Below are 21,370 nucleotides of genomic sequence, written 5' to 3' on the forward strand. Positions count from 1 at the left end.
AAGAATGACATTATCTACTGAGAAGGTATCACCACTTGAGCATGCAGAGAAATTAGCACAAAGTATAATGAAAGCGCATACACCAGTTGAGCTGCCGCCAGCTGGAAGATGGCACTATCATCAAGGGGTTTTCCTTTGCGGCGTGATGAAGCTGCACGCGGCAACGGGGAATGAGGCGTATTTCGATTATGTGAAAAATTATGCGGACTCACTCATTGATGAGTACGGAAATCTGTTATTTCGCAGGGATGAGCTTGATGCGATCCAGGCAGGACTCATTTTATTCCCCCTTTACGAAAGAACGGGAGAGAAGCGGTATATGCTTGCAGCGGAGAAGCTGCGCGGACTTTATCGTACGCTCAATCGCACGTCTGAGGGCGGATTTTGGCATAAGGACAATTATGCTTATCAAATGTGGCTGGATGGTCTCTACATGGGTGGTCCTTTCGCATTAAAGTATGCCCAGCTTAAAGGAGAAGAGACGCTTGTGGAGATGGTCATTCATCAAGAGCATCTCATGAGAAAGCATACAAAAGATGAAAGAACAGGTCTTTACTATCATGCGTGGGACGAACGAAAAGTGATGCCATGGGCAGACCCAAAGACTGGCTGTTCCCCGGAGTTTTGGGCAAGGTCGTTTGGCTGGTATGTCCTTGCATTAGCAGATATGATCGAGGATCTGCCAGAGGAGCATGAAGGGCGAAAGGTGTGGAAGGAAACACTGACAGACATGCTGGAAAGTGTGGCAAAGTATCAGGATGATGAGACAGGTCTCTGGCATCAAATCATTGATAAAGGAAATCATAGCGACAATTGGCTTGAAAGCTCCGGATCGTGTTTATTCATGTATGCTATGGCAAAAGCCATGAATGAAGGGTATGTGAGCCTCCGTTATATCGATCATGTGGTCAAAGCGTATCAAGGCTTGATTCAGTATAAGACGGCAGAGAAAGAAAACGGTGATTTTACAGTGAGCGATATTTGTATCGGAACATCTGCGGGATTTTATGATTATTACGTTGGTAGAGAGCGGAGTACAAATGATTTGCACGGGGCAGGCGCTTTTATTATGGCTTTAACTGAGCTAGAGAAGCTGCCTGTTTTTCAAAAGCCATGAAGAGGTGTCAAAGGGCTGCGGTCTGGCTTATCAGTTTCATCGCTGACTTTTGTTTGTCAGCCTGCCAGGGGGAAACAAACGGTATCGATGTCCTTATTTTTTCTGACATGTCAAAGGGAATGAAAGATCAATTAATGGAGAAGGCTTTTCAGCCGGATCAAGAGACATACAACGTCCACATCTTCCCTGCGATTCCTGAGAAGCTTCTCGTTGAAATCACTGCAAAAGAGGGGGACGTGATGTTCGTCCCTGAAGAAATGTTTAGAACGTATGATGATCCTGAAAGCTTTCAGCTGCTTGAAGAGATGGGAGTAAATGATGAAGAGGCGGGACCATACACGATAGAGGACCCAAAGACAGGGAAAACGGTCGATTATGCAGTTCAAATCAATAAAGGAACGAAAAAGCTAAATGGCTATACATTTCGATTACACCGAGATATGGTCGCTTTCATTCCTGTGTATGCTGAGAAGTCCAAAGAGGCGCTGTCTCTCATGAAACAACTTCGTGAAAATCGATAGAAAAAGGGGTGGGGAATGTGAAACGGGTCGTGATTTGCGGGCTCAGTCATCGCGCGTTCAATATGTTTATTAAACCGCTTATAGAGGATTTCAATGAGCATTACAGAATCACAGGGCTCCTAGATATAGATGATCAGCGGTATATACTCTGTCAGGAGCGGTTTCCATCACTGAGAGGGGTCTCATTTTTTCATGAGGATGCATTTGATCAGATGGTGAAGGAAGCAAAGCCAGACATCGTCATTGTGGCAGGACGGGATGATACACATGTCACGTATATCATGCAGGCACTTGACCATGATCTTGATGTCATCACTGAAAAACCGATGGTGACAACAGCAAAAGACGCGAAAAAAGTGATGGATAAAGAGGCAGAGAGCAAAGGGAAGGTGACGGTCACCTTTAATTATCGCTACAATCCATTTCATCGGAAGGTGAAAGAGCTCATTTTAGACGGGAAGATCGGAAGGGTCACCTCTGTTGAACTGAGCTGGCTCATTGATACGTATCATGGAGCCAGTTATTTCAAAAGGTGGAATCGCACACGTCAATTCTCTGGAGGCCTGTCTATTCATAAGTCGACCCATCATTTTGATTTGGTCAACTGGTGGATAGATCAAAAGCCGAAACAAGTATTTGCCTATGGGGCGCTGAATTATTATGGAAACGAAAGTCCTTGGAATCCCTTACAGGATGAGGAAAACAGATATTGCGGAACATGTCATGTGAAAGATACATGTCATTATGAAGCAAGGTGGAATCCGCGGGTACAGCGCTCAAAGGTGGAGGATGATCATATTGAATCAGGTCAGGAACAGTCACAGCATTACTCAAATTATCGCCCAGATGCCTGTATTTTTGATAAGGAAATTGATATTGAGGATACGTATGTGGCGTCAGTGGCTTATGACCAAGGTGCTCTGCTCAGCTATTCGATTCAATTTTCAGCTCCATATGAAGGGTACCGGCTTGCGATAAATGGGACGAAGGGACGCATTGAAACAAATGAGTTTCATGTACCAGCAAGAATTCCTTTTCAATTCCCGGAACAAACGATTTCTTACTACCCGATGTTTGGCGGAAAAGAAACGATAGAAGTCGTGAAACAGCCAGGCGGACATGGCGGCGGAGATCCGCTGCTGCTAGCAGATTTATTTTTAGGAAAAGATCCGTTGATTCACTATGACATTTCGGCAGGGGCAGAGGCTGGTGCTTATTCGATTGCACTTGGAGAAGGCATGTGGCGCTCTGTCGCAGAAAAACGTCCAATCGAAATAGAAGAATTGTTTCAAAAAGAGACGGTGTAAAGAGAAAGAGAGGAGGGAAAAGAGATGGATCATGATGGATCAATGAGCAGGATGCTGCTGATGTGTGAGTGGGTGATGCGGCTTGCCTATACCAATTTGCTATGGCTTTTGTTCACATTACTGGGGCTTGGGGTCTTTGGCTTCATGCCTGCGACAACTGCGTTATTTTCCGTAATGAGAAAGTGGATACAAGGGCACGAGCAAGTCAAAGTCTTCCGCACCTTTTGGAAGGTATACCGCGAGGAGTTTGTACGCTCTAATCTGATTGGCGTGGTGCTGCTCATGATTGGAACGATTATTTATGTAGACCTTGCTTATATTTATCCAACGAGCTGGTTTTTACATGTGCTTCGCTTTGCCATTTATATCTTTGGTTTTCTGTTTATTGTCAGCTTGTTTTATATTTTTCCGCTGCTTGCTCATTATGATTGGAAAAAGCGTCTCTATCTGAAATTCTCCCTTCTGCTTGGTCTCTCCTATTTGCAATATACGCTCTCTATGCTTGTTTTCTCGGCTATCCTATTTGTCCTATTTGCTTATTTGCCGGGGATCGTGCCGTTTTTTAGTGTGAGCATTCTTGCGTATGGCCACATGTGGCTAGCCTATCAAGTATTTAAAAAGATAGAGTTTGAAAGTGAGCAGCAGGCAGTAGATGTGCAGAAACGATTGCCATCTTTCCTTCAATCGAAGCGGGTGAATACGCAGTGATGTGAATGATTTGCTATAATGGTGTCACCGTGAACAAAAGGAGAGGTGAGAGTCGTGTCCGTAAAAGAAATCTCAATAGAAGAATTAAAACAAAAACTAGAGCAAGAAGAAGCCATTCAGCTAGTTGACGTACGTGAGGATGAAGAGGTAGCAGAAGGCATGATCCCAGAAGCAGTCCATATTCGAATGGGAGATATCCCTGAAAAGCTGGATGCGTTCGATAAAACGCAGGAATATTATATTATTTGTCGTTCTGGTAAACGTAGTGAAAATGTCTGCTATTTCCTAGAAGACCAAGGCTACCAAGCGACCAATGTGGTTGGCGGGATGCTTGCATGGACAGGAGAAACAAAACCGAAGCTGTAAAAAGGAGTCCTTTCATCGATGAGATGGAAGGCTTTTTTGTTCATATGCCCGTCTCTATGTGCATAAAGATAGAGTAGCGAGAGAAGGGAGAGTGGCATATGTGCTAAAGGTAGCTGTATTTGATGAAGAACACGAAAAGGATTTACAGAGCGAAATCAATTTATTTTTAAAAGGAATGGATGACGACCAAATCATTGACATCAAGTACAATGTAGCAGTGATCTGTGAGCAAGGAGGAGAACAGCTCTATTGTTTTTCTGCGCTCATTTTATATAAAAAATAGACGGCATCAAAAAAGGACCTGTGTGAAGGGTCCTTTTTCTCTTTGATTAACTTGCGTCAATATATAAACGATGCTTGTTGCAGTGAACACATTGAAAGAGATAGCCTTGTAAGTCTCCTCCGTTGACGAGCCATTGCTTAAGGTTCTCTTTCGTTAATCCTCCACCACTACAAATGTCTTCGATATCCTCTGAGAGCCCTTCCTCTAAATGTTCAATCTCTTTCCACTCGACTTATTGGACAATCGCGCAAAAATCTCCGCAATGGCTTAATCAATATTCCTGCTGCCATCCGCAATAACCTGGCGTTCTGAAGATGAGTTCTTCTACATCTTCAACGGAATAAAATGGACCATGATACACATAAATCTCTTTCTTTCTCACAAACAGGACATGTCGTATGCTCTTTTTTGATCACGTTTAATGAAATTGGGTCTGGGTTGTACTTGAACGTAGGTAACGTCATATAAACCTCCATTATGTAGAAAAGAATGATTCACCACTATTTTATAGGAATAGAAGTCTTAAATTGTTTTTATAGAAAAAAGCCGTTCGGATAACGGCTTTTTTCTTCTTGCGATTATGCTTTTTTTACTCTTGGACTTCTTGGTTTATTGACTTTGTTTGCTTGTTTGATTGCCTTTCGTTCATCATTTAATGATCTATACAGCGATACGATCATCAAAATGATGACAACTGAGAACGGCAAAGCTGCTAGTTTTGCTGTATTTTGCAAGGCTTCAAGCCCGCCTGAAAATAAAAGCACTGCAGCAACAGCTGATTGGATGATGCCCCAGGTGATCTTCACACTATTAGCTGGATTTAATGATCCATAGGTTGTCTGCATCCCTAGTACGAATGTAGCTGAATCTGCTGATGTGATAAAGAATACAGCAATTAAGATAAGTGCCAAAATGGACGTAATCATGGAGAGTGGGTATTCATTTAATACTCCAAACAGCATGGTTTCAGTGGACATGTTAGCAACATCGACGATATTGTTTTGTTGTAAGTCCATAGCTGATACCCCGAAGATAGAGAACCATAGGAAAACGAGTATTGAAGGAGCCACTAAGACACCTATTAAAAATTCTCGAATGGTTCTTCCGCGTGAAACCCTTGCAATAAAAATTCCGACAAATGGAGACCAAGAGATCCACCATGCCCAATAGAAGATTGTCCATCCATTAATCCATTCTCTTTTTTCAAAATCATTTGGTGATAATCTAAAGCTCATTTGAACAATATTTGATAAGTATTGTCCGATTGAATCTGTAAATGAATTTAAAATATAAACAGTTGGCCCAACAATGAGTAAAAAGATCATGAGTAAAGCAGCAAGAATCATATTTGTGTTACTTAAATATTTAATACCTTTACCAATTCCGCTCCAAGAAGAGATAAGGAACAGAACCGTAACGATTGCAATAATGATGAGCTGAGTCATGAAGTTATTTGGTAGGCCGAATAAATAACTTAATCCTCCATTAATTTGTGCGGCACCTAGTCCTAAACTAGTCGCTACACCAACCACTGTTGCAAATACCGCGATACAATCAATGGTTTTTCCAATCCATCCGTGAATTCTGTTTCCGAATACTGGATATAGGGTTGAACTAATTAATCCAGGCGCATCTTTTCTAAATTTGAAGTATGCAATGCAAAGTGCGACAATCGCATAAATGGTCCATGCATGAAGTCCCCAGTGGAAAAAAGTATAACGAAGGGAATCGCGGAATGCCTGTGCGGTTTCAGTCTCACCTGTTGGTGACTGAATGGCATAGTGGCTGATCGGTTCAGCTGCTCCGTAAAAAACAAGACCAATTCCCATACCAGCACTAAATAGCATAGCAAACCAAGAAAATAGACCAAATTCAGGCTCTTCGCCCGGCTTTCCTAGCGTAATTTTGCCGATTGGGCTAAAGATAAAGAATAGACAAAAGCCGACTAGCAGTGATACCACTAATAAGTAATACCAGCCAAAGTCATTTGTAATGTATGTTTGAATTTGATCCGTCACATTTTGCAATGTTTCTGGAGAAAAAGCCCCCCATAGAACGGCAACAAATGTGATCGCAATCACAATCCAAAATACACTTGATACGTTTTTCACACCATCTCACTCTCCTGTTGTTCTACACGTTTAAGCAGAGGATTTTGTTTAATATCCCCTATCTCAACTATTTTCAAACAAAAAGAGGCGAGTTTCTCACTCGTCCTCCATTTTACCGTAACATGTTTCCCTTCCATTTATCAACCATCGATATGTGAAGATGATTTTTCCTCAATTCGTTTGCGAAGACGGTAGACATATTCTTTTAAAAAAACTGCGAAAATGGTAAACGCCAAAACAATGGCGACTTTTAACGGGGTAATCGACAGCTTCATGAAAACAGCGGCTGTCAAACTAATAACGACCGCAAGTACAATTGGAAGTGCGCGTCTGATCATTGATCTCTCTCCTTTACTTCTAGTGCAGCATTCATGCCAGCAAGCCTGCCTGTCACAAGTGCTGACGTGATATTGTAGCCGCCTGTGTAACCATGGATGTCTAAAATTTCTCCGCAGAAATAAAGACCGGCCATTTTTTTAGATGCCATTTTTTTCGGTTCAATCTCTTTGACAGAAACGCCGCCTCCTGTGACAAACGCTTTGTCCAAGGATAATGTACCATTTGCATGAACGATGAAATGTTTGCAATCATGGGCAAACGCACGCAGTTTATCCTTGGCAAGGCCAGAAAATGTGTCCTGCGGATCAATACCGTTCCGTTCTAAAAGGAACAATAAATAGCGTTCTTGCATCCAAGACTTCAATACATTTTTAATCGCTTTTTTTGGTTCGTCCTTTAGGGCATGATGCAGCTTTTGAAACAATTCCTCGTCATGAAGCTTCGGATATAGGTCAATTTGCAGGCGGACTGTCGGCTGCTTTTTCAGTTCCTTCACAACAAACCCGCTGCATCTAAGAACAGCTGGGCCTGATAAACCAAAGTGAGTGAAGATCATATCCATGACATGTGTGACGACGGGTTTACCCTTTTTATTTAACACACTTACGGCCACACTTCTTAATGAGAGACCTTGAAGGACTTTTTCTTTTATAAATCGCTCATCTGATGTAACTGGTACTTCTGTGGGAAAAAGCTCTGTAATGGTATGACCAGCGGCTTCCGCCCATGCATAACCGTCACCAGTAGAGCCGGTATGCGGCACACTTTTCCCGCCAACAGCAATGACGACGGCCTCACTTGAAATTTTTTCATCATTATTTGTAACAATTCCAGCTGCTTGTCCGTCTTGATACAGAACTGTTTTAATCTTTTCATTCGTTCGAATGGTGACATTCAGAGCGCGAAGTCTGTCTAAAAGGGCATCCACAACAGATTGCGCTTTGTTTGAGACAGGGAACATGCGTCCATGGTCTTCTTCTTTTAGTTCAATGCCTAGGTTTTCAAAAAATCTAATAATATCCTCGTTATTGAACTCAGAAAATGCACTATATAGAAAACGGCCGTTTCCGGGAATATGCTTGATGATTTCTTCTACTGGAAGGCGATTGGTGACGTTACAGCGTCCACCGCCAGAAATGGCCAGCTTTCTGCCAAGTTTGTTTCCTTTGTCAATTAACAGAACAGATGCACCGTGCTCTGCTGATGCAATCGCGGCCATCAGTCCAGAAGGTCCACCGCCAATGACAATGACATCGTAATGTTTCATGTTACATTCCTCTTTCTACTTTCAGTCATTTCTCTATTATAACGAAGATCGGGGAAGGCTGAAATATGAATTGATTGGTTTTGTGACTTCTGTATTGGAATTGTTACCTGTGCGATGAAATGATGTGGTAAAATAGTTAAGTTGAATATTCATTAGAAAAATGGTGGTTAAGCGCATGTCTAATAAACTGCTTCGTGGTACGTTGGTTTTAACGATTGGGACGTATCTCTCTCGTATTCTTGGTATGATTTACTTAATTCCATTTAGCGCAATGGTTGGAGCTACTGGTGGTGCGCTATTCCAATATGGATACAATCAGTATACGATCTTTTTAAGTATTGCTACGCTTGGTTTTCCAACAGCGGTATCAAAATTTGTCTCCAAATATAATGCAATCGGCGATTATGAAACAACTAGAAAAATGTTCAGGGCGGGTATGTCGGTCATGCTTGTCACCGGTATTATCGCCTTTTCTCTTTTATATTTGACCGCACCGATTTTTGCCAAGATTCAGCTTGGCGGATCGAATGAAACAGGCGGTTTGACCGTCGATCAAGTGGTGTATGTGATTCGGATGGTGAGTTTAGGTCTTTTGGTTGTACCAATCATGAGTCTTGTGCGAGGGTTCTTCCAAGGACACTCTATGATGGGACCGACAGCTGTTTCCCAAGTCATCGAACAATTTGTCAGAATCATCTTCCTATTAACAGCGACGTTTATTATTTTAAAGGTGCTTGATGGTGGGCTTGTTATTGCTGTCGGATATGCAACATTTGCCGCGCTTATCGGCGCATTTGGCGGATTATTTACGCTTTATTTATATTGGCTGAAGCGGAAAGACCGTCTCCTATCTATGCAGCCGAATACAGGTGCTTACTCTGGTTTGACTTATAAGCAAATGTTTACAGAGCTGTTTAGTTATGCAGCACCTTATGTGTTTGTTGGACTTGCGATTCCAATTTATTCTTATATCGATACAAATACAATTAACAGAGCCATGATTGCATCAGGACATCAGGATATTAGTACAGCGGTACTGTCCATTGTGACGTTATATTTACCGAAGCTAGTCATGATCCCTGTGTCACTTGCAACAGCGTTTGGCTTAACATTGATTCCGACGATTACAGAATCATTTACAGCACGTAATTACAAGCTACTCAATCGGCAAATTGATCAAACGATGCAGGTCATTCTATTCTTCGTACTGCCTGCTTCATTTGGAATCTCTGCTTTGGCAGGACCGGTTTATTGGTTTTTCTATCCGTCTGTTCATCCTGAGATTGGGATATCTATTTTGTTCTGGTATGCGCCTGTTGCGTTATTGTTTTCTTTATTCACCATTAACGCAGCGATTTTGCAGGGGATTAACAAACAAAAATTTGCCATTGTCAGTCTTTTGTTAGGGATCATCATTAAAACGGTTCTGAATATCCCGCTCATCAGCTGGCTGCAAGGAAATGGTTCTGTGCTTGCAACTGCACTGGGCTACAGTGCGTCGATCTTGTATATGTTCATCATGATTAAGCGCCATGCAGGCTATTCATTCCGCAGGATTTTCAAACGTTTTATACTCATAAGCATTTTAACAGCAATCATGGCTGTTGTGGCTTATGTGACATGTCAGCTTGTGAGTCAATTGATCTCCTATGAAGGCGGAATTGTACAAGCTGGTATCGTTATTTTGATTTCAATGATGACTGGCGGCGGTGTGTATATGTTCTTATCTTACAAGGTTGGATTACTAGAGCGTGTACTTGGCAGCCGGATGCCGTCATTTTTAAGAAAAAAGAGTTAAGAAGAGGTGGATATTCATGAGGCTTGATAAATTGCTTGCCAATAGCGGCTTTGGTTCAAGAAAAGATGTGAAGAAGCTGGTCAAAGCCCGGGCTGTCACAGTGAATGGGGAAGTGGCGAAGCAGGTGAAAGATCATGTCGATCCATCAAATGATGAAGTGCTCGTACACGGAGAGCGTGTTGAGTATAAAGAATTCATTTATTTAATGATGAACAAGCCAGATGGCGTCATTTCGGCAACGGAGGATCTGCGAGATGAAACGGTTGTCGATTTACTCGAGCCGGAGGATATCGCAAGGGAGCCATTCCCTGTGGGGAGACTTGATAAGGATACAGTCGGTCTTCTCCTCCTCACAAATGATGGGCAGCTCGCTCATCAATTACTTTCTCCGAAAAAGCATGTCCCGAAAACGTATGAAGTTCATCTGAAATACCCTTTAGGAGATCAAGACATTGAGCGTCTCGAGCAGGGGGTTGTCATTTTAGACGATTATCACACGAAGCCGGCAAAGGTTGAGGTAGATGCGAATGAAGACGAAGATACACGCATCCGTTTAACGATTACCGAAGGGAAATACCATCAAGTGAAACTGATGGCACAAGCGGTGGGCAATGAAGTGATCTTTTTAAAACGGTTGTCGATGGGACCTGTTTCATTAGATGAAGATCTAGCCCCCGGGGAGTACCGAGAATTGAAGGAAGAAGAATTAGACAGCTTAATCAATCGAGAATAGAAAAAGAACCGGCATATCGCCGGTTCTTTTGTTATATGGACAGTCATTAGACGCTTAAGATGATATTTTTACTTTTTTTCTCGTTGTTTCCCATTTGCCCCTGCTTGGACTATGAACAAGATCGTTATAGGCAAGCACGTTTAAGTCTCTTTGAATGGTTCTAGGTGTGATCCCGAATTCATCAACCAGCTCTTGTGTCGTCACAAGACCTTTCTCTTGAATGAACATATAGACTGATTTAATTCGAGTCATCATACGGTTTGTTGAAGGTTTCAAAAAACCACTCCCTATCAATAAGATCGGATGGACTTGACTAACCACAACTTACTACACTAAAACTGCGAAATAAGGACATGCAACAATGGTAAATGTTCGTGTTTCTTATTGTTTTATTCTATTATACACGTTATTATGCATCTAGTTCCACCAAAAAGTCAACTTTACGTGATTTTTAATTTGTCTTCATGAAATAAAATATGTTACATAACATGAATTGAATACGGTTATAACCCAATAAACATAAGGAATAAGACGAAGAATGTCTCTTTAGAAAAACAAAAATAAACACAGAAAATTTACAAAATAAAAAATTGATATTTACAAAAAGACACATTCCTCATTTGAAATGTGCCTTTTTTGTTTCTGTTATCCTTCTAAGAAAAAGAGCTGAATGAAAAATAAGACGGCAAAAATGAGCACAAGAATATGGACTTCTTTCCATTTCCCTTTCGCTAATTTCACAAGTGGATATGAAATAAATCCGAGTGAAATCCCTGTAGAGATACTAGATGTCAGCGGCATGGAGAGAATAACAAGAAAAGCAGGAAATGCTTCGTCAAGCTCGTTCCAGCGAATGCGTGACACTGAGTTCATCATCAAACAGCCGACAATGATTAAAACAGGTGATGTGATGGAAGGTAAGGAAGAAATGGCTTGAACTAATGGGCCAAAAAACAAGGCCACAATAAACAGTGCAGCGACCGTTAAAGAAGTCAGTCCAGTTCTTCCTCCAGCAGCAACCCCTGAGGATGATTCAATATAAGCGGTGGTTGGGCTTGTTCCAAACATAGAGCCAACCGTCGTCGCAGCAGAGTCAGCGAGCAAGGCTCTGCGCACCTTTGGCAGCTGGCCATTTTTCATTAATCCTGCTTGTTCCGCCACCCCGATCATTGTTCCAGTTGTATCAAAAATCGTGACAAGTAAGAATGAGAAGACAACGGCATATAAATGATGAGAGAACACATCACCAAAGGCAGCGAATGGATTTGTAATCAGCATCCCTTCAGGCAGAGCTGGGACGTCCATCAGCATTTTAGGGAAATGAAGCTGGCCTGTCGCGAGCGCAATCAATGTGGTCGCTAACATGCCGATAAACAGGGCTCCATTTACTTGAAGAACCATTAAAATAACTGAAATCATTAAACCAACGAGCGTTAAAATGACAACTGGTGAGTTTAAGTTGCCAAGCTTCACAAGATTCTCAGGGTCAGCTGCAATGATGCCAGACTGCCGAGAGACCGATGAACGCAATGAAAAGCCCGATTCCTGCTGTGATCCCGTACTTTAAATTATCTGGAATCGCTTGAATCAGTTGTTTTCTAAGGGATGTTAACGATAAAATAATAAAGAGTATACCAGCAACAAATACCGCACTGAACGCCGTTTGATAGCTGATGCCGCCACCGCCGACAACTGTAAAGGTGAAATAGACATTCAGTCCCATGCCTGGTGCAATGGCAATCGGATAGTTTGCAAATAGTGCCATCCAGAGCGTACCGACGACAGCAGCGATGATAGTTGCAGTAAAGACTTGGTCAAAAGGAATGCCTGCTTTTGAAAGAATTCCTGGGTTGACGGCTACAATATATACCATAGTAAAGAATGTCGTCATACCAGCGAGTAATTCTTTCTTTATGTTGGTTTGGTTTTCTTTTAATTGAAACATAAAATCCTCCATTTACGAACATTATTACAAAACAATTAATATAATATTCGTTTTAAGGATGGATTGCAACCTTTTTTCAAGGAGGAATGGAATAATGAATTGGGAAGCTGAAGTGATACGAAAAAAAGAAGATCTGATTAAGGATACACAATCTTTTTTGCAAATTGAAAGTGTCCTTGATGAAGAAGGTGGAACAGAAGGGAAGCCGTTCGGTGAAAAAGTGGATGAGGCCCTTCAGTACATGCTGAAAAAAGGAAAAGACGAAGGCTTCACAGTAAAGAATGTCGATGGCTATGCAGGTCATATTGAATATGGACAAGGCGAAGACATTGTAGGTGTGCTATGCCATGTGGACGTGGTGCCCGCAGGTGACGGCTGGACAACCCCGCCATTTTCAGCGGATATCAGAGAAAATAGAATCTTTGCAAGGGGGGCAATTGATGATAAAGGGCCAACCATGGCCGCTTTCTACGCTCTTAAGATGTTAAAAGATGCGGGCATGCAGCTGTCGAAAAAGATTCGAATGATCATCGGAACAGATGAAGAAAGCGATTGGCGCTGTGTGGACCATTATTTCAAGCATGAAGCGATGCCGCAAATTGGCTTTGCGCCAGATGCTGATTTTCCGATTATTCATGCTGAAAAAGGGATCATTGATGCCATTGTGTCATTTACATATCAACAAACAGAGGACGATAAGCGCTATACACTCAAGCAATTCACATCAGGGATAAGGCTCAATATGGTGCCAGATGAGGCCGCTGCCACTGTGGCAGCGGCGCAGGAACATGATGCAGAAGCGTTAAAAGCAGCTTTTGAAGCCTATCTCGCTGAAAATCAATTATCCGGTGAGGCAAAGAACACAGCGGATGGGCTGCATTTCACATTAAAAGGTGTATCAGTCCATGCAATGGAGCCGGCGCATGGCACGAATGCGGGCATTCATATGGCGAATTTCTTATGTGGGCATGATGTAGATGAACAAGGACTTGCCTTTACATCACAAATAAAGTCTTTATTTGATCAGGACACACGAGGACAAAAGCTAGGAATTGCTTGTAATGATGACATTAGCGGCGACTTAACCCTAAATGTTGGAACGATCCGCTATACACAAAACGAGGAAGCGAAACTCGGCTTAAACGTCCGTTATCCCGTGACAGCAGACGGCAAGGACGTAAGAAAAGGGATTGAAAGCATCAAAGGGGCATCCATTGAGAAATTCGATGACAGCCCTCCGCATCACGTCTCAAAAGATCATCCACTTGTGAAAACATTGCAGCGGGTATATGAGGAACAAACTGGAGATCCAGCAACTCTGATTGCCATTGGAGGAGGAACGTATGCGAGATCTTTAGAAGCAGGAGTTGCCTTTGGCCCTCTATTCCCTGGCAGACCAGATTGCGCCCATCAAAAGGATGAATATATCGAAATCGATGACTTACTAAGAGCAACAGCTCTATATGCACAAGCTATGTATGAATTGGCAAAATAGAAAAAGGTAAAGAGAAGAGGGGATTCACAGTGAAAAAAATGTTCTTATGCTCTTCATTCAAAGACAGCTATTCTCTCTTGTCTGACTTTGCGGGTGAATCATTAAAAGGAAAAAGCGTGACGTTTATTCCAACAGCTAGTGCTGTGGAAGAAGTAACGCACTATGTGGAGGCAGCAAAAGAGGCCTTTCATCAATTAGATATGCCATTAGAGACTGTTCAAATGGCTGAGCATACTGCCCAAGAGATCACACATATGATCGAACGAAATGATGTCATCTACGTATCAGGAGGCAATACCTTTTATTTGTTACAGGAATTACGAAAGCATCGCCTCGATCACGTCTTGAAAGAAGAAATGAGCAAAGGCAAGCTGTACATTGGAGAATCAGCAGGGAGTATCATCATGGCGCCAAGCATTGAATATATTTAATTGATGGATGATCCGGAGAAGGCGCCGGAGCTGTCATCGTTTCAAGGGATCAATGAAATCAGCAGCTATCCGGTACCGCATATGCAACATGCCTATTTAGGTAAAGCCGCGCAGCAAATTATCGAGCAGCATCAGCATAAACTTGCTTTATGCCCGCTCACTGATGAACAGGTTCTACTCGTTACAGGTGAGCAGGCTGAGGTGAAGTCGGTCAAATAGACGTGACCGTGAAACGAAGAAAAAGGAACAGGGACTCATCCCCCTGTTCCTTTTTTAATCTTGAAAAACATCACTTGATAAATATCGTTCTCCCGTATCTGCTGTCATACAGATGACGATATGATCTTTAGGCATTTGTTTGGCTGTTTCAATGGCAGCATAGCAAGCTGCGCCAGATGATGGGCCAACTAAAATTCCTTCAAGACGGGCAAGCTGCCGTGTGATGTGGTACGCATCTTCATCGCTCACTTGCACAATCTCATCATAGACATGCTCATTTAAAATAGTTGGGATAAATCCTGGACTTGTGCCAACGAGCTTATGTTTGCCAGGTTTCCCGCCAGATAAGACTGGAGATCCCTTCGGTTCTGCCACACGTATGGTCAGGCCGGGGAATGCCTTTTTTAATTCCTCACCAGTGCCTGTAATGGTTCCGCCAGTTCCAGCTGTTGCGACAAAGGCAGCAAGAGGCTGCCCAAGTTGCTTCACAGCTTCCATGATTTCTACAGCTGTTGTCCCTCTGTGAGCATCGGGGTTCGCTCCATTGTCAAATTGCATTGGAATAAAGCTATGAGGAATTTGAGCAGCTAGTTCTACTGCCTTGCGAATGCAGCCTGGCATTTTTTCTTCTCCTGGGGTTAAGACGACCTGTGCACCGTATGCCTTTAAAATATTGATTCTTTCTTTTGTCATCGTATCAGGCATGACAAGTATCGCTTTGTAGCCTCTTGCTGCGGCGTTCATCGCCAAACCAATCCCCGTATTTCCGCTAGTTGGCTCAATAATGGTCGCCCCTTTTGTGAGCTTCCCTTGTCTTTCTGCCTCAACGATCATATTGTAAGCAGCACGATCTTTCACACTTCCACTAGGATTAAATAATTCCAGCTTTAAATAAACAGCCGCCGCATTGTCTGGCTGAAGACGCTGTAATTTGACAAGCGGTGTATCGCCAATCAGTTCAGCAATATTTTGTGCAACCTTCATCATGTGACACCCTTTCTTCTCATTCCGCATTTCTTTAGTTATACTATCATCAATGGGGATTCGTAAAGTTTGTTGAAAAAGGACAGGTGATATGATGTCAGAAAGCCGTCATTATTTTATTGGGATTCACATCCCTGAACAACTTGCGCATCAAATCAAAACAGACATCGATCAAAGGAGCGGACTGTCATTTCAAAAATGGACAGCTCCAAGTGATTATCATGTAACCCTTGTATTTTTAGGAGCCATTCCAAAAGAGCGTTTGGAAAAGATCATTCAGCTGCTTGAAAACCTTTCAAATGAAGCATCTTCATTTCCGCTAGAGCTGAATGAGTTAGGACAGTTTGGTACAAAGGAGCGCCCAAGAGTCTTTTTTGCAAAGCCGAGTGAAAGCAGGCCGCTCATGCATTTAAGAGAAAAGGTGAAAGAATCCGTATTGTCAGCAGGTCATCCTGTCGAAAAGAGACCTTTTCATCCGCATATGACGATTGCGCGCAAATGGAATGCGGATCAGCCTTATGCAGAACAATCGCCTTTACGTAAAGAGCCATATGTGATGGAGGTTTCTATTATTGCTTTATTTGAAATACGTCCGAAAGAAACCCCACGTTATCACACAATCAAACAATTTACCCTACATAAATGATTCTAGAAGTTGGAGTGAGCAGCAGATGGCGCAAATTATCAAAATCCAAGATTATATATCACGATATGAACAAGACCCGCATCATTACATCAATCAGTTTATTCGATTGAAAAAACAAAGATGGGACGAGTTAAAAAGAGCTTCGAAAGAGGAGGCGCAGCAGCAGGTCGACCAAACCCTTGAACAAGCGCCTGAACAAGAGGAAGAAAAGAGAAAGAAATTCTCCTTAAAGAGAAAGCAAAAAGAAGCCGATATGAAAAAGGAACGAGACCTGAGTCTTTTTAACGAGCCAACAGATATAGAGCAAGGTGTCTTCAGAAACGTCCCTACCGATGAAACGAAGCTCATTCACTTTTTTAAGGATCATCTATATGATGTTCAATTAAAATGGGCCAGCTCGACGCTATCTCACATTTCAACCGTATCCCATCACATTCGGTATGATGAAAAGCTGCGTATGCTTGCAAGGCAGCTGCCAGATTCTTATTTTGTGATGTACAAGCCGGTGCTGCTCATTCAAAAAGCTGAGATGGAATTATGCTCCGTGATCATTACGCCGCTGGAAGTGATCTGTTTATCCTTCTTAGAGGCAGAGCCAGACAGCGTATATATCGGATCCAAGGAACGTTTTTGGGAAAAGCGGGCGACGGGGAAAGCTGTTCAGTCCATCTTGAACCCTTGTGCAAGCCTTCTGCGCTCTGGAACCGTAGTGTCAAAGATTTTACAGCAAAGTGGTGTAGACCTTCCTGTGAAAAAAATCCTGATCAGCCGAACCTCTTATATTGACCTACCTGAAGTGCCATACGGGATGGAGGTTGTCGATAAGAAGAAGGCTGAAGAATGGTTTGAAAAGCAGCGGAAAAATACGGCGCCGACAAAGCACCAGCAATTTAAGGCGACAAAGGCATTGCTTGCTTATGGTGAATCAGACAGCAAAAGAAGGCAGGAATGGCTCGATTAAAGGCATGATGGAAGGTCGCGTAACATGAGACCTGAGTGGAGCTAATATATGAATGAATGGTACTTTATCGTCAATCCAGCAGCAGGACATGGAAAAGGACTCCGCATTTGGAGGAGCATAGAGAAAGAGTTACAAAAGGTGGAGATCTCATACCGGTCGTTTCTCACCCAGCATGAAGGCCATGCGGAAGTATTGGCGAGACAGATTAGCGCCATGCAAGATGACAGGCTGAAGCGCCTGATCATCATTGGCGGTGACGGCACCATTCATGAAGTGCTGAATGGCTTAAAAGAAATCGATCATGTGCAGCTGAGTTTTGTCCCCGCTGGCCATTGGAATGACGCAGCGAAGGGGCTCGGTATCCATCGTCACGATGTGTTAAAAGAAGTGAGAAAGCAAAAGAGAATGCTCACTAAAACATTTTCTCTCGGTTCTTTTCACGATCATGCAGAAAGCCCGCAATCTGTTCTCTTTCTCAATCATATTGGTGCTGGGTTTGACGCGCATGTCTTGAGGAAAACGGTGCATTTTAGAGGGAAAAAGTGGCTGAAGCGACTCAAGCTCGGGTTTATCATTTACCCGCTGTCATTTCTTCATTCTTTATGGTCATTCAAGCCGTTTGATCTTGCTCTTTTTATTGAAGATGAGAGAAAAGTCTTTCGCCAAGTGTGGTTTGTGATCGTATGCAATCATCCGTATTATGGCGGAGGGCTGGAAGCAGCGCCAGAAGCAAGTGCAAGGCAGCCAGGCTTTCAAACGATCGTCGTCACGGATTTGAATCCATTCAAAGTCCTCTTGTTTCTAAGTGCGATGGTGTTTCGAAAGCACCTGTCGATGAAGGGAGTCTCCTTGTTTCAGCATGAGGAAGTGTACTTGGAGGCAGATGAAAAAATCTTATTTCACGCAGATGGTGAAGTGATCGGCGCAACTCCTGTCTTTGTGAAGGCTAGTGAACGATCCTTAAAATTACGTGCTTAAATGACTGCCGGCGTATGTGCCAGCAACAGAACCATGAAAAAAGCCTTCCTTTTCAAAAGGTTCTTGTCCTGATTTTTTAGTTTTGCTTGACGAGTATAAGAAGGTAGCGATAAAATCTATAGGACGGCTATTGTTTAGCATCTCATTCTCAATAGCTGTCCTTTTTGTTTTTATGATCATATAAATAAAAAAAGAAACAGCCAATTGACCTTCAATCGGCTGAATTTTGTCGACTAAAAAAGCACGATTTAAAATATTTTAAGAAATGATGGGTTGAAAATTGATATGAACTGGTTGGGACAAATATTAGGTAGCGAATGGCACATCTCTCCTGCTGGAGGCGCTACGGGAGATGCGTACTTCGCAACACACAATGACCAAAAGCTATTTTTAAAACGCAATACGTCACCGTTTCTTGCGGTTTTGTCAGCTGAAGGCATTGTGCCGAAGCTTGTCTGGACAAAACGGATGGAAAATGGGGATGTCATTACTGCGCAGCATTGGCTGAGCGGCAGAGAGCTGAAGCCAAAGGACATGAATGACCGTCCTGTGGCGGAGCAGCTAAGAAAAATTCATACTTCTAAAGAATTGCTCGATATGCTGAAACGATTAGAGAAGCACTCTCTAGACCCAGAATCTATTCTGATGCATCTGAAGCAGTCCATTTTAAAAGAGCAGATTGATTCACCTGATATCACGCGTGCCATCCAGTATTTAGAGAAGCATGTGGAGGCAGTCCATTTCGAGGATAAGGTCGTATGTCATTGTGATCTCAATCATAATAATTGGCTGCTGACAGATGAAAACCAGCTCTATTTGATCGATTGGGATGGGGCAATGATTGCAGACCCTGCGATTGATCTTGGACCGCTTTTATACCACTATGTTGATGAAAAGAACTGGGAAAGCTGGCTCTCTATGTACGGCGCCCCGCTGACAGACAATTTGCGGAAACGCATGGCGTGGTACGTGCTCGCTGAAACCGTATCGTTTGTCGTTTGGCATAAAAGAAAAGGAAATGAAAAGGCGCAAAAAGAAGTGCAAGCGGAGCTAAACGCACTGCTAAAACGGTTAAACATCCATTAAGACAGTGGAATGTTTTCGACCCATTCAGCCAGATGAGATTGATGCTCCTCGATATGTGCATCAATTGAACTGACAGAGGTGCCCTTTTGGCTGTAATCATAAATATCTGTTAACAGCTGACGAACATCGGCATCAAGGGTCTCTTTCGCCAGCATTAATTGAATGACCCGTCCCACCTGTTCATATTCTGCAACAGTCCCACAGCAATCCAGCTGGTGATCGGTTAAGATATCTTTGATTAATTGAAGTTGATGTTGGCGGTTTAATCCCATACGTATGCTCCTTTCTTGCGTGTCGTTTATGTGGTTAAACTGTGCATTTAGCGCCCAATTTATACATGCGGCAGACCAGCTCAAATAAGGGCTGGTCTTTTTCATATGTGCATATGAGATGCTGTCTTGCGGGTCTTTATGTTTCATGGTATCTTGATAAAATGTAAAGAAAATAGAGGTGTATCAAATTGAGAATGCGACATAAACCATGGGCTGATGATTACTTAGCTGAAAATGCTCATATTGCTCTAGCAAACCCTGAACAGTATAAAGGGAAATGGCATGAGCTGTTTGGAAATGATCATCCAATCCATATCGAAGTTGGGACAGGGAAAGGGAGCTTTATTGCTGGAATGGGCAAGCTTCATCCTGATATAAACTATATTGGGATTGAATTATTTAAAAGTGTCATAGTGACAGCAGTAGATAAAATCAAAGAAACAGATGTAGAAAACGTGAAGCTTTTAAACATTAATGCAGAGACACTGACAGATGTGTTTGCAGAAAATGAGATTGACCGGGTGTATTTGAATTTCTCTGATCCGTGGCCAAAAGCAAGACACGAAAAGCGCAGATTGACCTTTAAAGCCTTTTTAGAGCGATATGAACATATTCTCCATCCAGGCGGTGAATTACATTTCAAAACAGATAACCGCGGATTATTTGAATATTCCTTAAAGAGCTTTTCTGCTTACGGACTCCTTTTAACGTATGTAAGTCTTGATTTACATGAGGATGGTCTAGAAGGAAATGTGATGACAGAATATGAAGAGAAATTCTCTTCTATAGGACAACCCATCTATCGATCAGAAGTGAAATATCCAGAATAATAAAAGAAAAAGCTGGCTGCAATGAATGATTGCGTCAGCTTTTTTTGATGAAATGTTTTAGAGGATTGGTGCATGCGAATTTCCGCTGTATTTGCTACGATAGAAAAAGGAGGGATGACAGCAATGGAGACAATGAAAATAGGCGAAATGGAACTGTTCTGGTTAAACGGGGGAGATACTCACATGGACGGCGGTGCGATGTTCGGTGTGGTGCCAAAGCCGTTATGGTCAAAAAAATACCCTGTGAATGATCGCAATCAAATTGAATTACGGTGTGATCCGATTCTCATTCGGTGGAATGGTCTTCATCTATTAGTGGATTCCGGCATCGGATCAGGGAAGCTGACGGATAAACAAAAACGAAATTACGGCGTAACAGAAGAGACCAAAATGGAGGAATCGCTTGCGGCTCTCGGTCTACGTCCATCAGACATTGATTACGTATTAATGACCCACCTGCACTTCGATCATGCCAGCGGGTTAACAAAACGTGAGGGTGATCAACTCGTGTCTGTTTTTCAGCAGGCAAAAATCATCACATCCAAAATCGAATGGGATGAGATGAGAGCGCCGAATATTCGCTCAAGAAATACATATTGGAAAGAAAACTGGGAGCCTGTAGCAGATCAAGTGGTCACATTTGAAGAAAGCATCGAAGTGACAGAAGGAATTCATCTGCATCATACAGGTGGTCACAGCAATGGTCACAGCATCTTAACGCTCACAAGTCAGGGCGAAACAGCGATTCATTTAGCTGATATCATGCCAACACACGCTCATAAAAATCCACTTTGGGTGCTGGCATATGACGATTTTCCGATGACTTCGATTCCCGCCAAACAAAAGTGGCAAGCATTCGCAGAAGAACAAAATGCATGGTACTTGTTTTATCATGATGCCATTTACCGCGCTGTGAAGTGGGATGAAGACGGGCAAATCATACATGAAGTCAAAAGAGAAGCAGGAAGATAAA

The 21,370-nt window shown here is 42.6% G+C and carries 23 protein-coding genes and 2 pseudogenes; 16 read left to right on the forward strand and 9 right to left on the reverse strand.

Features of this window, described 5'->3' with window-relative positions:
* Window positions 1–4: 4 nt before the first annotated feature.
* The 6 genes from R0K30_RS16460 (at window position 5) to R0K30_RS16485 (ending at window position 4,302) form a co-directional block, all read left to right on the forward strand.
* A complete protein-coding gene (locus R0K30_RS16460; protein ID WP_410611736.1) occupies window positions 5–1,117 on the forward strand; it encodes a glycoside hydrolase family 88/105 protein in 1,113 nt (370 codons plus the stop codon).
* Window positions 1,114–1,638 carry a lipoprotein YteS gene (locus R0K30_RS16465; RefSeq protein WP_410611738.1) on the forward strand — a complete coding sequence of 175 codons (525 nt, stop codon included), beginning with the start codon at window positions 1,114–1,116 and terminating at the stop codon, window positions 1,636–1,638. Before R0K30_RS16460 ends, R0K30_RS16465 begins: the two co-directional genes overlap by 4 nt.
* A 17-nt stretch (window positions 1,639–1,655) precedes the next feature.
* Window positions 1,656–2,945 carry a Gfo/Idh/MocA family protein gene (locus R0K30_RS16470; protein WP_410611740.1) on the forward strand — a complete coding sequence of 430 codons (1,290 nt, stop codon included), beginning with the start codon at window positions 1,656–1,658 and terminating at the stop codon, window positions 2,943–2,945.
* A gap of 24 nt (window positions 2,946–2,969) precedes the next feature.
* A complete protein-coding gene (locus R0K30_RS16475) occupies window positions 2,970–3,653 on the forward strand; it encodes a YesL family protein (protein WP_249704943.1) in 684 nt (227 codons plus the stop codon).
* A 54-nt stretch (window positions 3,654–3,707) separates the two neighbouring features.
* The gene (locus R0K30_RS16480) at window positions 3,708–4,019 is read left to right on the forward strand and encodes a rhodanese-like domain-containing protein (protein ID WP_017358336.1); all 312 of its coding nucleotides are present in this window, start codon (window positions 3,708–3,710) and stop codon (window positions 4,017–4,019) included.
* Window positions 4,020–4,119: 100 nt separating this feature from the next.
* Window positions 4,120–4,302, forward strand: coding sequence for a sporulation protein Cse60 (locus tag R0K30_RS16485; RefSeq protein ID WP_003217582.1), 183 nt, complete (start codon window positions 4,120–4,122; stop codon window positions 4,300–4,302).
* A 46-nt stretch (window positions 4,303–4,348) separates the two neighbouring features.
* On the opposite strand, the gene R0K30_RS16490 is transcribed toward R0K30_RS16485, so the two are convergent.
* From R0K30_RS16490 to R0K30_RS16510, 5 genes are all read right to left on the reverse strand, one after another.
* Complete coding sequence (locus R0K30_RS16490) at window positions 4,349–4,519, reverse strand: CbrC family protein (protein WP_349631381.1); 171 nt, start codon at window positions 4,517–4,519, stop codon at window positions 4,349–4,351.
* A gap of 115 nt (window positions 4,520–4,634) precedes the next feature.
* Window positions 4,635–4,766, reverse strand: a complete 132-nt coding sequence (locus R0K30_RS16495) for a CbrC family protein (protein ID WP_230031073.1) — start codon at window positions 4,764–4,766, stop codon at window positions 4,635–4,637.
* A 114-nt stretch (window positions 4,767–4,880) separates the two neighbouring features.
* Window positions 4,881–6,413: a glycine betaine transporter OpuD gene (gene opuD, locus R0K30_RS16500; protein WP_099726816.1), complete on the reverse strand. Its 1,533-nt coding sequence runs from the start codon at window positions 6,411–6,413 to the stop codon at window positions 4,881–4,883.
* Window positions 6,414–6,553: 140 nt separating this feature from the next.
* The gene (locus tag R0K30_RS16505; RefSeq protein ID WP_410611744.1) at window positions 6,554–6,751 is read right to left on the reverse strand and encodes a hypothetical protein; all 198 of its coding nucleotides are present in this window, start codon (window positions 6,749–6,751) and stop codon (window positions 6,554–6,556) included.
* On the reverse strand, window positions 6,748–8,019 hold the full coding sequence (locus tag R0K30_RS16510) for a BaiN/RdsA family NAD(P)/FAD-dependent oxidoreductase (RefSeq protein ID WP_099726817.1): 1,272 nt from the start codon (window positions 8,017–8,019) through the stop codon (window positions 6,748–6,750). Before R0K30_RS16510 ends, R0K30_RS16505 begins: the two co-directional genes overlap by 4 nt.
* 175 nt (window positions 8,020–8,194) lie before the next feature.
* Here R0K30_RS16510 and R0K30_RS16515 point away from each other — a divergent pair, with 175 nt between their 5' ends.
* Window positions 8,195–9,817, forward strand: coding sequence for a putative polysaccharide biosynthesis protein (locus tag R0K30_RS16515; protein WP_410611747.1), 1,623 nt, complete (start codon window positions 8,195–8,197; stop codon window positions 9,815–9,817).
* A 16-nt stretch (window positions 9,818–9,833) separates the two neighbouring features.
* The gene (locus tag R0K30_RS16520; protein WP_099726819.1) at window positions 9,834–10,550 is read left to right on the forward strand and encodes a pseudouridine synthase; all 717 of its coding nucleotides are present in this window, start codon (window positions 9,834–9,836) and stop codon (window positions 10,548–10,550) included.
* 54 nt (window positions 10,551–10,604) lie between these two features.
* Here R0K30_RS16520 and R0K30_RS16525 read toward each other — a convergent pair whose 3' ends face one another.
* Window positions 10,605–10,826 (reverse strand): DeoR family transcriptional regulator, encoded by a 222-nt coding sequence (locus R0K30_RS16525; RefSeq protein WP_008356419.1) that lies wholly within the window; start codon window positions 10,824–10,826, stop codon window positions 10,605–10,607.
* A gap of 369 nt (window positions 10,827–11,195) precedes the next feature.
* Window positions 11,196–12,495: pseudogene (locus R0K30_RS16530) on the reverse strand (NCS2 family permease).
* Between the two features lie 94 nt (window positions 12,496–12,589).
* Here R0K30_RS16530 and pepV point away from each other — a divergent pair.
* Window positions 12,590–13,990 (forward strand): dipeptidase PepV, encoded by a 1,401-nt coding sequence (gene pepV, locus R0K30_RS16535; RefSeq protein WP_410611750.1) that lies wholly within the window; start codon window positions 12,590–12,592, stop codon window positions 13,988–13,990.
* Window positions 13,991–14,019: 29 nt separating this feature from the next.
* Window positions 14,020–14,640: pseudogene (locus R0K30_RS16540) on the forward strand (Type 1 glutamine amidotransferase-like domain-containing protein).
* A gap of 54 nt (window positions 14,641–14,694) precedes the next feature.
* Here R0K30_RS16540 and cysK read toward each other — a convergent pair.
* Window positions 14,695–15,624 (reverse strand): cysteine synthase A, encoded by a 930-nt coding sequence (cysK, locus tag R0K30_RS16545; protein ID WP_410611752.1) that lies wholly within the window; start codon window positions 15,622–15,624, stop codon window positions 14,695–14,697.
* Window positions 15,625–15,718: 94 nt separating this feature from the next.
* Here cysK and thpR point away from each other — a divergent pair, with 94 nt between their 5' ends.
* From thpR to R0K30_RS16565, 4 genes are all read left to right on the forward strand, one after another.
* On the forward strand, window positions 15,719–16,270 hold the full coding sequence (gene thpR, locus R0K30_RS16550; protein WP_410611754.1) for an RNA 2',3'-cyclic phosphodiesterase: 552 nt from the start codon (window positions 15,719–15,721) through the stop codon (window positions 16,268–16,270).
* A gap of 25 nt (window positions 16,271–16,295) precedes the next feature.
* On the forward strand, window positions 16,296–17,231 hold the full coding sequence (locus R0K30_RS16555) for a hypothetical protein (protein WP_099726824.1): 936 nt from the start codon (window positions 16,296–16,298) through the stop codon (window positions 17,229–17,231).
* Window positions 17,232–17,279: 48 nt separating this feature from the next.
* On the forward strand, window positions 17,280–18,209 hold the full coding sequence (locus R0K30_RS16560) for a YegS/Rv2252/BmrU family lipid kinase (RefSeq protein WP_230031069.1): 930 nt from the start codon (window positions 17,280–17,282) through the stop codon (window positions 18,207–18,209).
* Between the two features lie 285 nt (window positions 18,210–18,494).
* On the forward strand, window positions 18,495–19,295 hold the full coding sequence (locus R0K30_RS16565; protein ID WP_180275495.1) for a phosphotransferase family protein: 801 nt from the start codon (window positions 18,495–18,497) through the stop codon (window positions 19,293–19,295).
* Here the strand turns inward: R0K30_RS16565 and R0K30_RS16570 are convergent.
* Window positions 19,292–19,567 (reverse strand): YtzH-like family protein, encoded by a 276-nt coding sequence (locus R0K30_RS16570; protein WP_099726828.1) that lies wholly within the window; start codon window positions 19,565–19,567, stop codon window positions 19,292–19,294. The two genes, R0K30_RS16565 and R0K30_RS16570, sit on opposite strands and share 4 nt — an antisense overlap.
* Window positions 19,568–19,755: 188 nt before the next feature.
* Here R0K30_RS16570 and trmB point away from each other — a divergent pair, with 188 nt between their 5' ends.
* Together trmB and R0K30_RS16580 are read left to right on the forward strand one after the other, a co-directional pair.
* The gene (gene trmB / locus R0K30_RS16575; protein WP_230031067.1) at window positions 19,756–20,397 is read left to right on the forward strand and encodes a tRNA (guanosine(46)-N7)-methyltransferase TrmB; all 642 of its coding nucleotides are present in this window, start codon (window positions 19,756–19,758) and stop codon (window positions 20,395–20,397) included.
* A gap of 123 nt (window positions 20,398–20,520) precedes the next feature.
* Window positions 20,521–21,369 carry a YtnP family quorum-quenching lactonase gene (locus tag R0K30_RS16580; protein WP_410611758.1) on the forward strand — a complete coding sequence of 283 codons (849 nt, stop codon included), beginning with the start codon at window positions 20,521–20,523 and terminating at the stop codon, window positions 21,367–21,369.
* Window position 21,370 lies beyond the last annotated feature (1 nt).

This window comes from Bacillus sp. SIMBA_154 (assembly GCF_046536015.1).
GTDB lineage: Bacteria > Bacillota > Bacilli > Bacillales > Bacillaceae > Bacillus > Bacillus pumilus_P.

What these genes read in the sequence shown, in the direction of transcription:
- R0K30_RS16460 (WP_410611736.1), top strand. Translation starts at nt 5, where the DNA reads ATGACATTATCTACTGAGAAGGTATCACCACTTGAGCATGCAGAGAAA.
- R0K30_RS16465 (WP_410611738.1), top strand. Translation starts at nt 1,114, where the DNA reads ATGAAGAGGTGTCAAAGGGCTGCGGTCTGGCTTATCAGTTTCATCGCT.
- R0K30_RS16475 (WP_249704943.1), top strand. Translation starts at nt 2,970, where the DNA reads ATGGATCATGATGGATCAATGAGCAGGATGCTGCTGATGTGTGAGTGG.
- R0K30_RS16495 (WP_230031073.1), bottom strand. Translation starts at nt 4,766, where the DNA reads ATGACGTTACCTACGTTCAAGTACAACCCAGACCCAATTTCATTAAAC.
- R0K30_RS16505 (WP_410611744.1), bottom strand. Translation starts at nt 6,751, where the DNA reads ATGATCAGACGCGCACTTCCAATTGTACTTGCGGTCGTTATTAGTTTG.
- R0K30_RS16510 (WP_099726817.1), bottom strand. Translation starts at nt 8,019, where the DNA reads ATGAAACATTACGATGTCATTGTCATTGGCGGTGGACCTTCTGGACTG.
- R0K30_RS16515 (WP_410611747.1), top strand. Translation starts at nt 8,195, where the DNA reads ATGTCTAATAAACTGCTTCGTGGTACGTTGGTTTTAACGATTGGGACG.
- R0K30_RS16520 (WP_099726819.1), top strand. Translation starts at nt 9,834, where the DNA reads ATGAGGCTTGATAAATTGCTTGCCAATAGCGGCTTTGGTTCAAGAAAA.
- pepV (WP_410611750.1), top strand. Translation starts at nt 12,590, where the DNA reads ATGAATTGGGAAGCTGAAGTGATACGAAAAAAAGAAGATCTGATTAAG.
- cysK (WP_410611752.1), bottom strand. Translation starts at nt 15,624, where the DNA reads ATGAAGGTTGCACAAAATATTGCTGAACTGATTGGCGATACACCGCTT.
- thpR (WP_410611754.1), top strand. Translation starts at nt 15,719, where the DNA reads ATGTCAGAAAGCCGTCATTATTTTATTGGGATTCACATCCCTGAACAA.
- R0K30_RS16555 (WP_099726824.1), top strand. Translation starts at nt 16,296, where the DNA reads ATGGCGCAAATTATCAAAATCCAAGATTATATATCACGATATGAACAA.
- R0K30_RS16560 (WP_230031069.1), top strand. Translation starts at nt 17,280, where the DNA reads ATGAATGAATGGTACTTTATCGTCAATCCAGCAGCAGGACATGGAAAA.
- R0K30_RS16565 (WP_180275495.1), top strand. Translation starts at nt 18,495, where the DNA reads ATGAACTGGTTGGGACAAATATTAGGTAGCGAATGGCACATCTCTCCT.
- R0K30_RS16570 (WP_099726828.1), bottom strand. Translation starts at nt 19,567, where the DNA reads ATGGGATTAAACCGCCAACATCAACTTCAATTAATCAAAGATATCTTA.
- R0K30_RS16580 (WP_410611758.1), top strand. Translation starts at nt 20,521, where the DNA reads ATGGAGACAATGAAAATAGGCGAAATGGAACTGTTCTGGTTAAACGGG.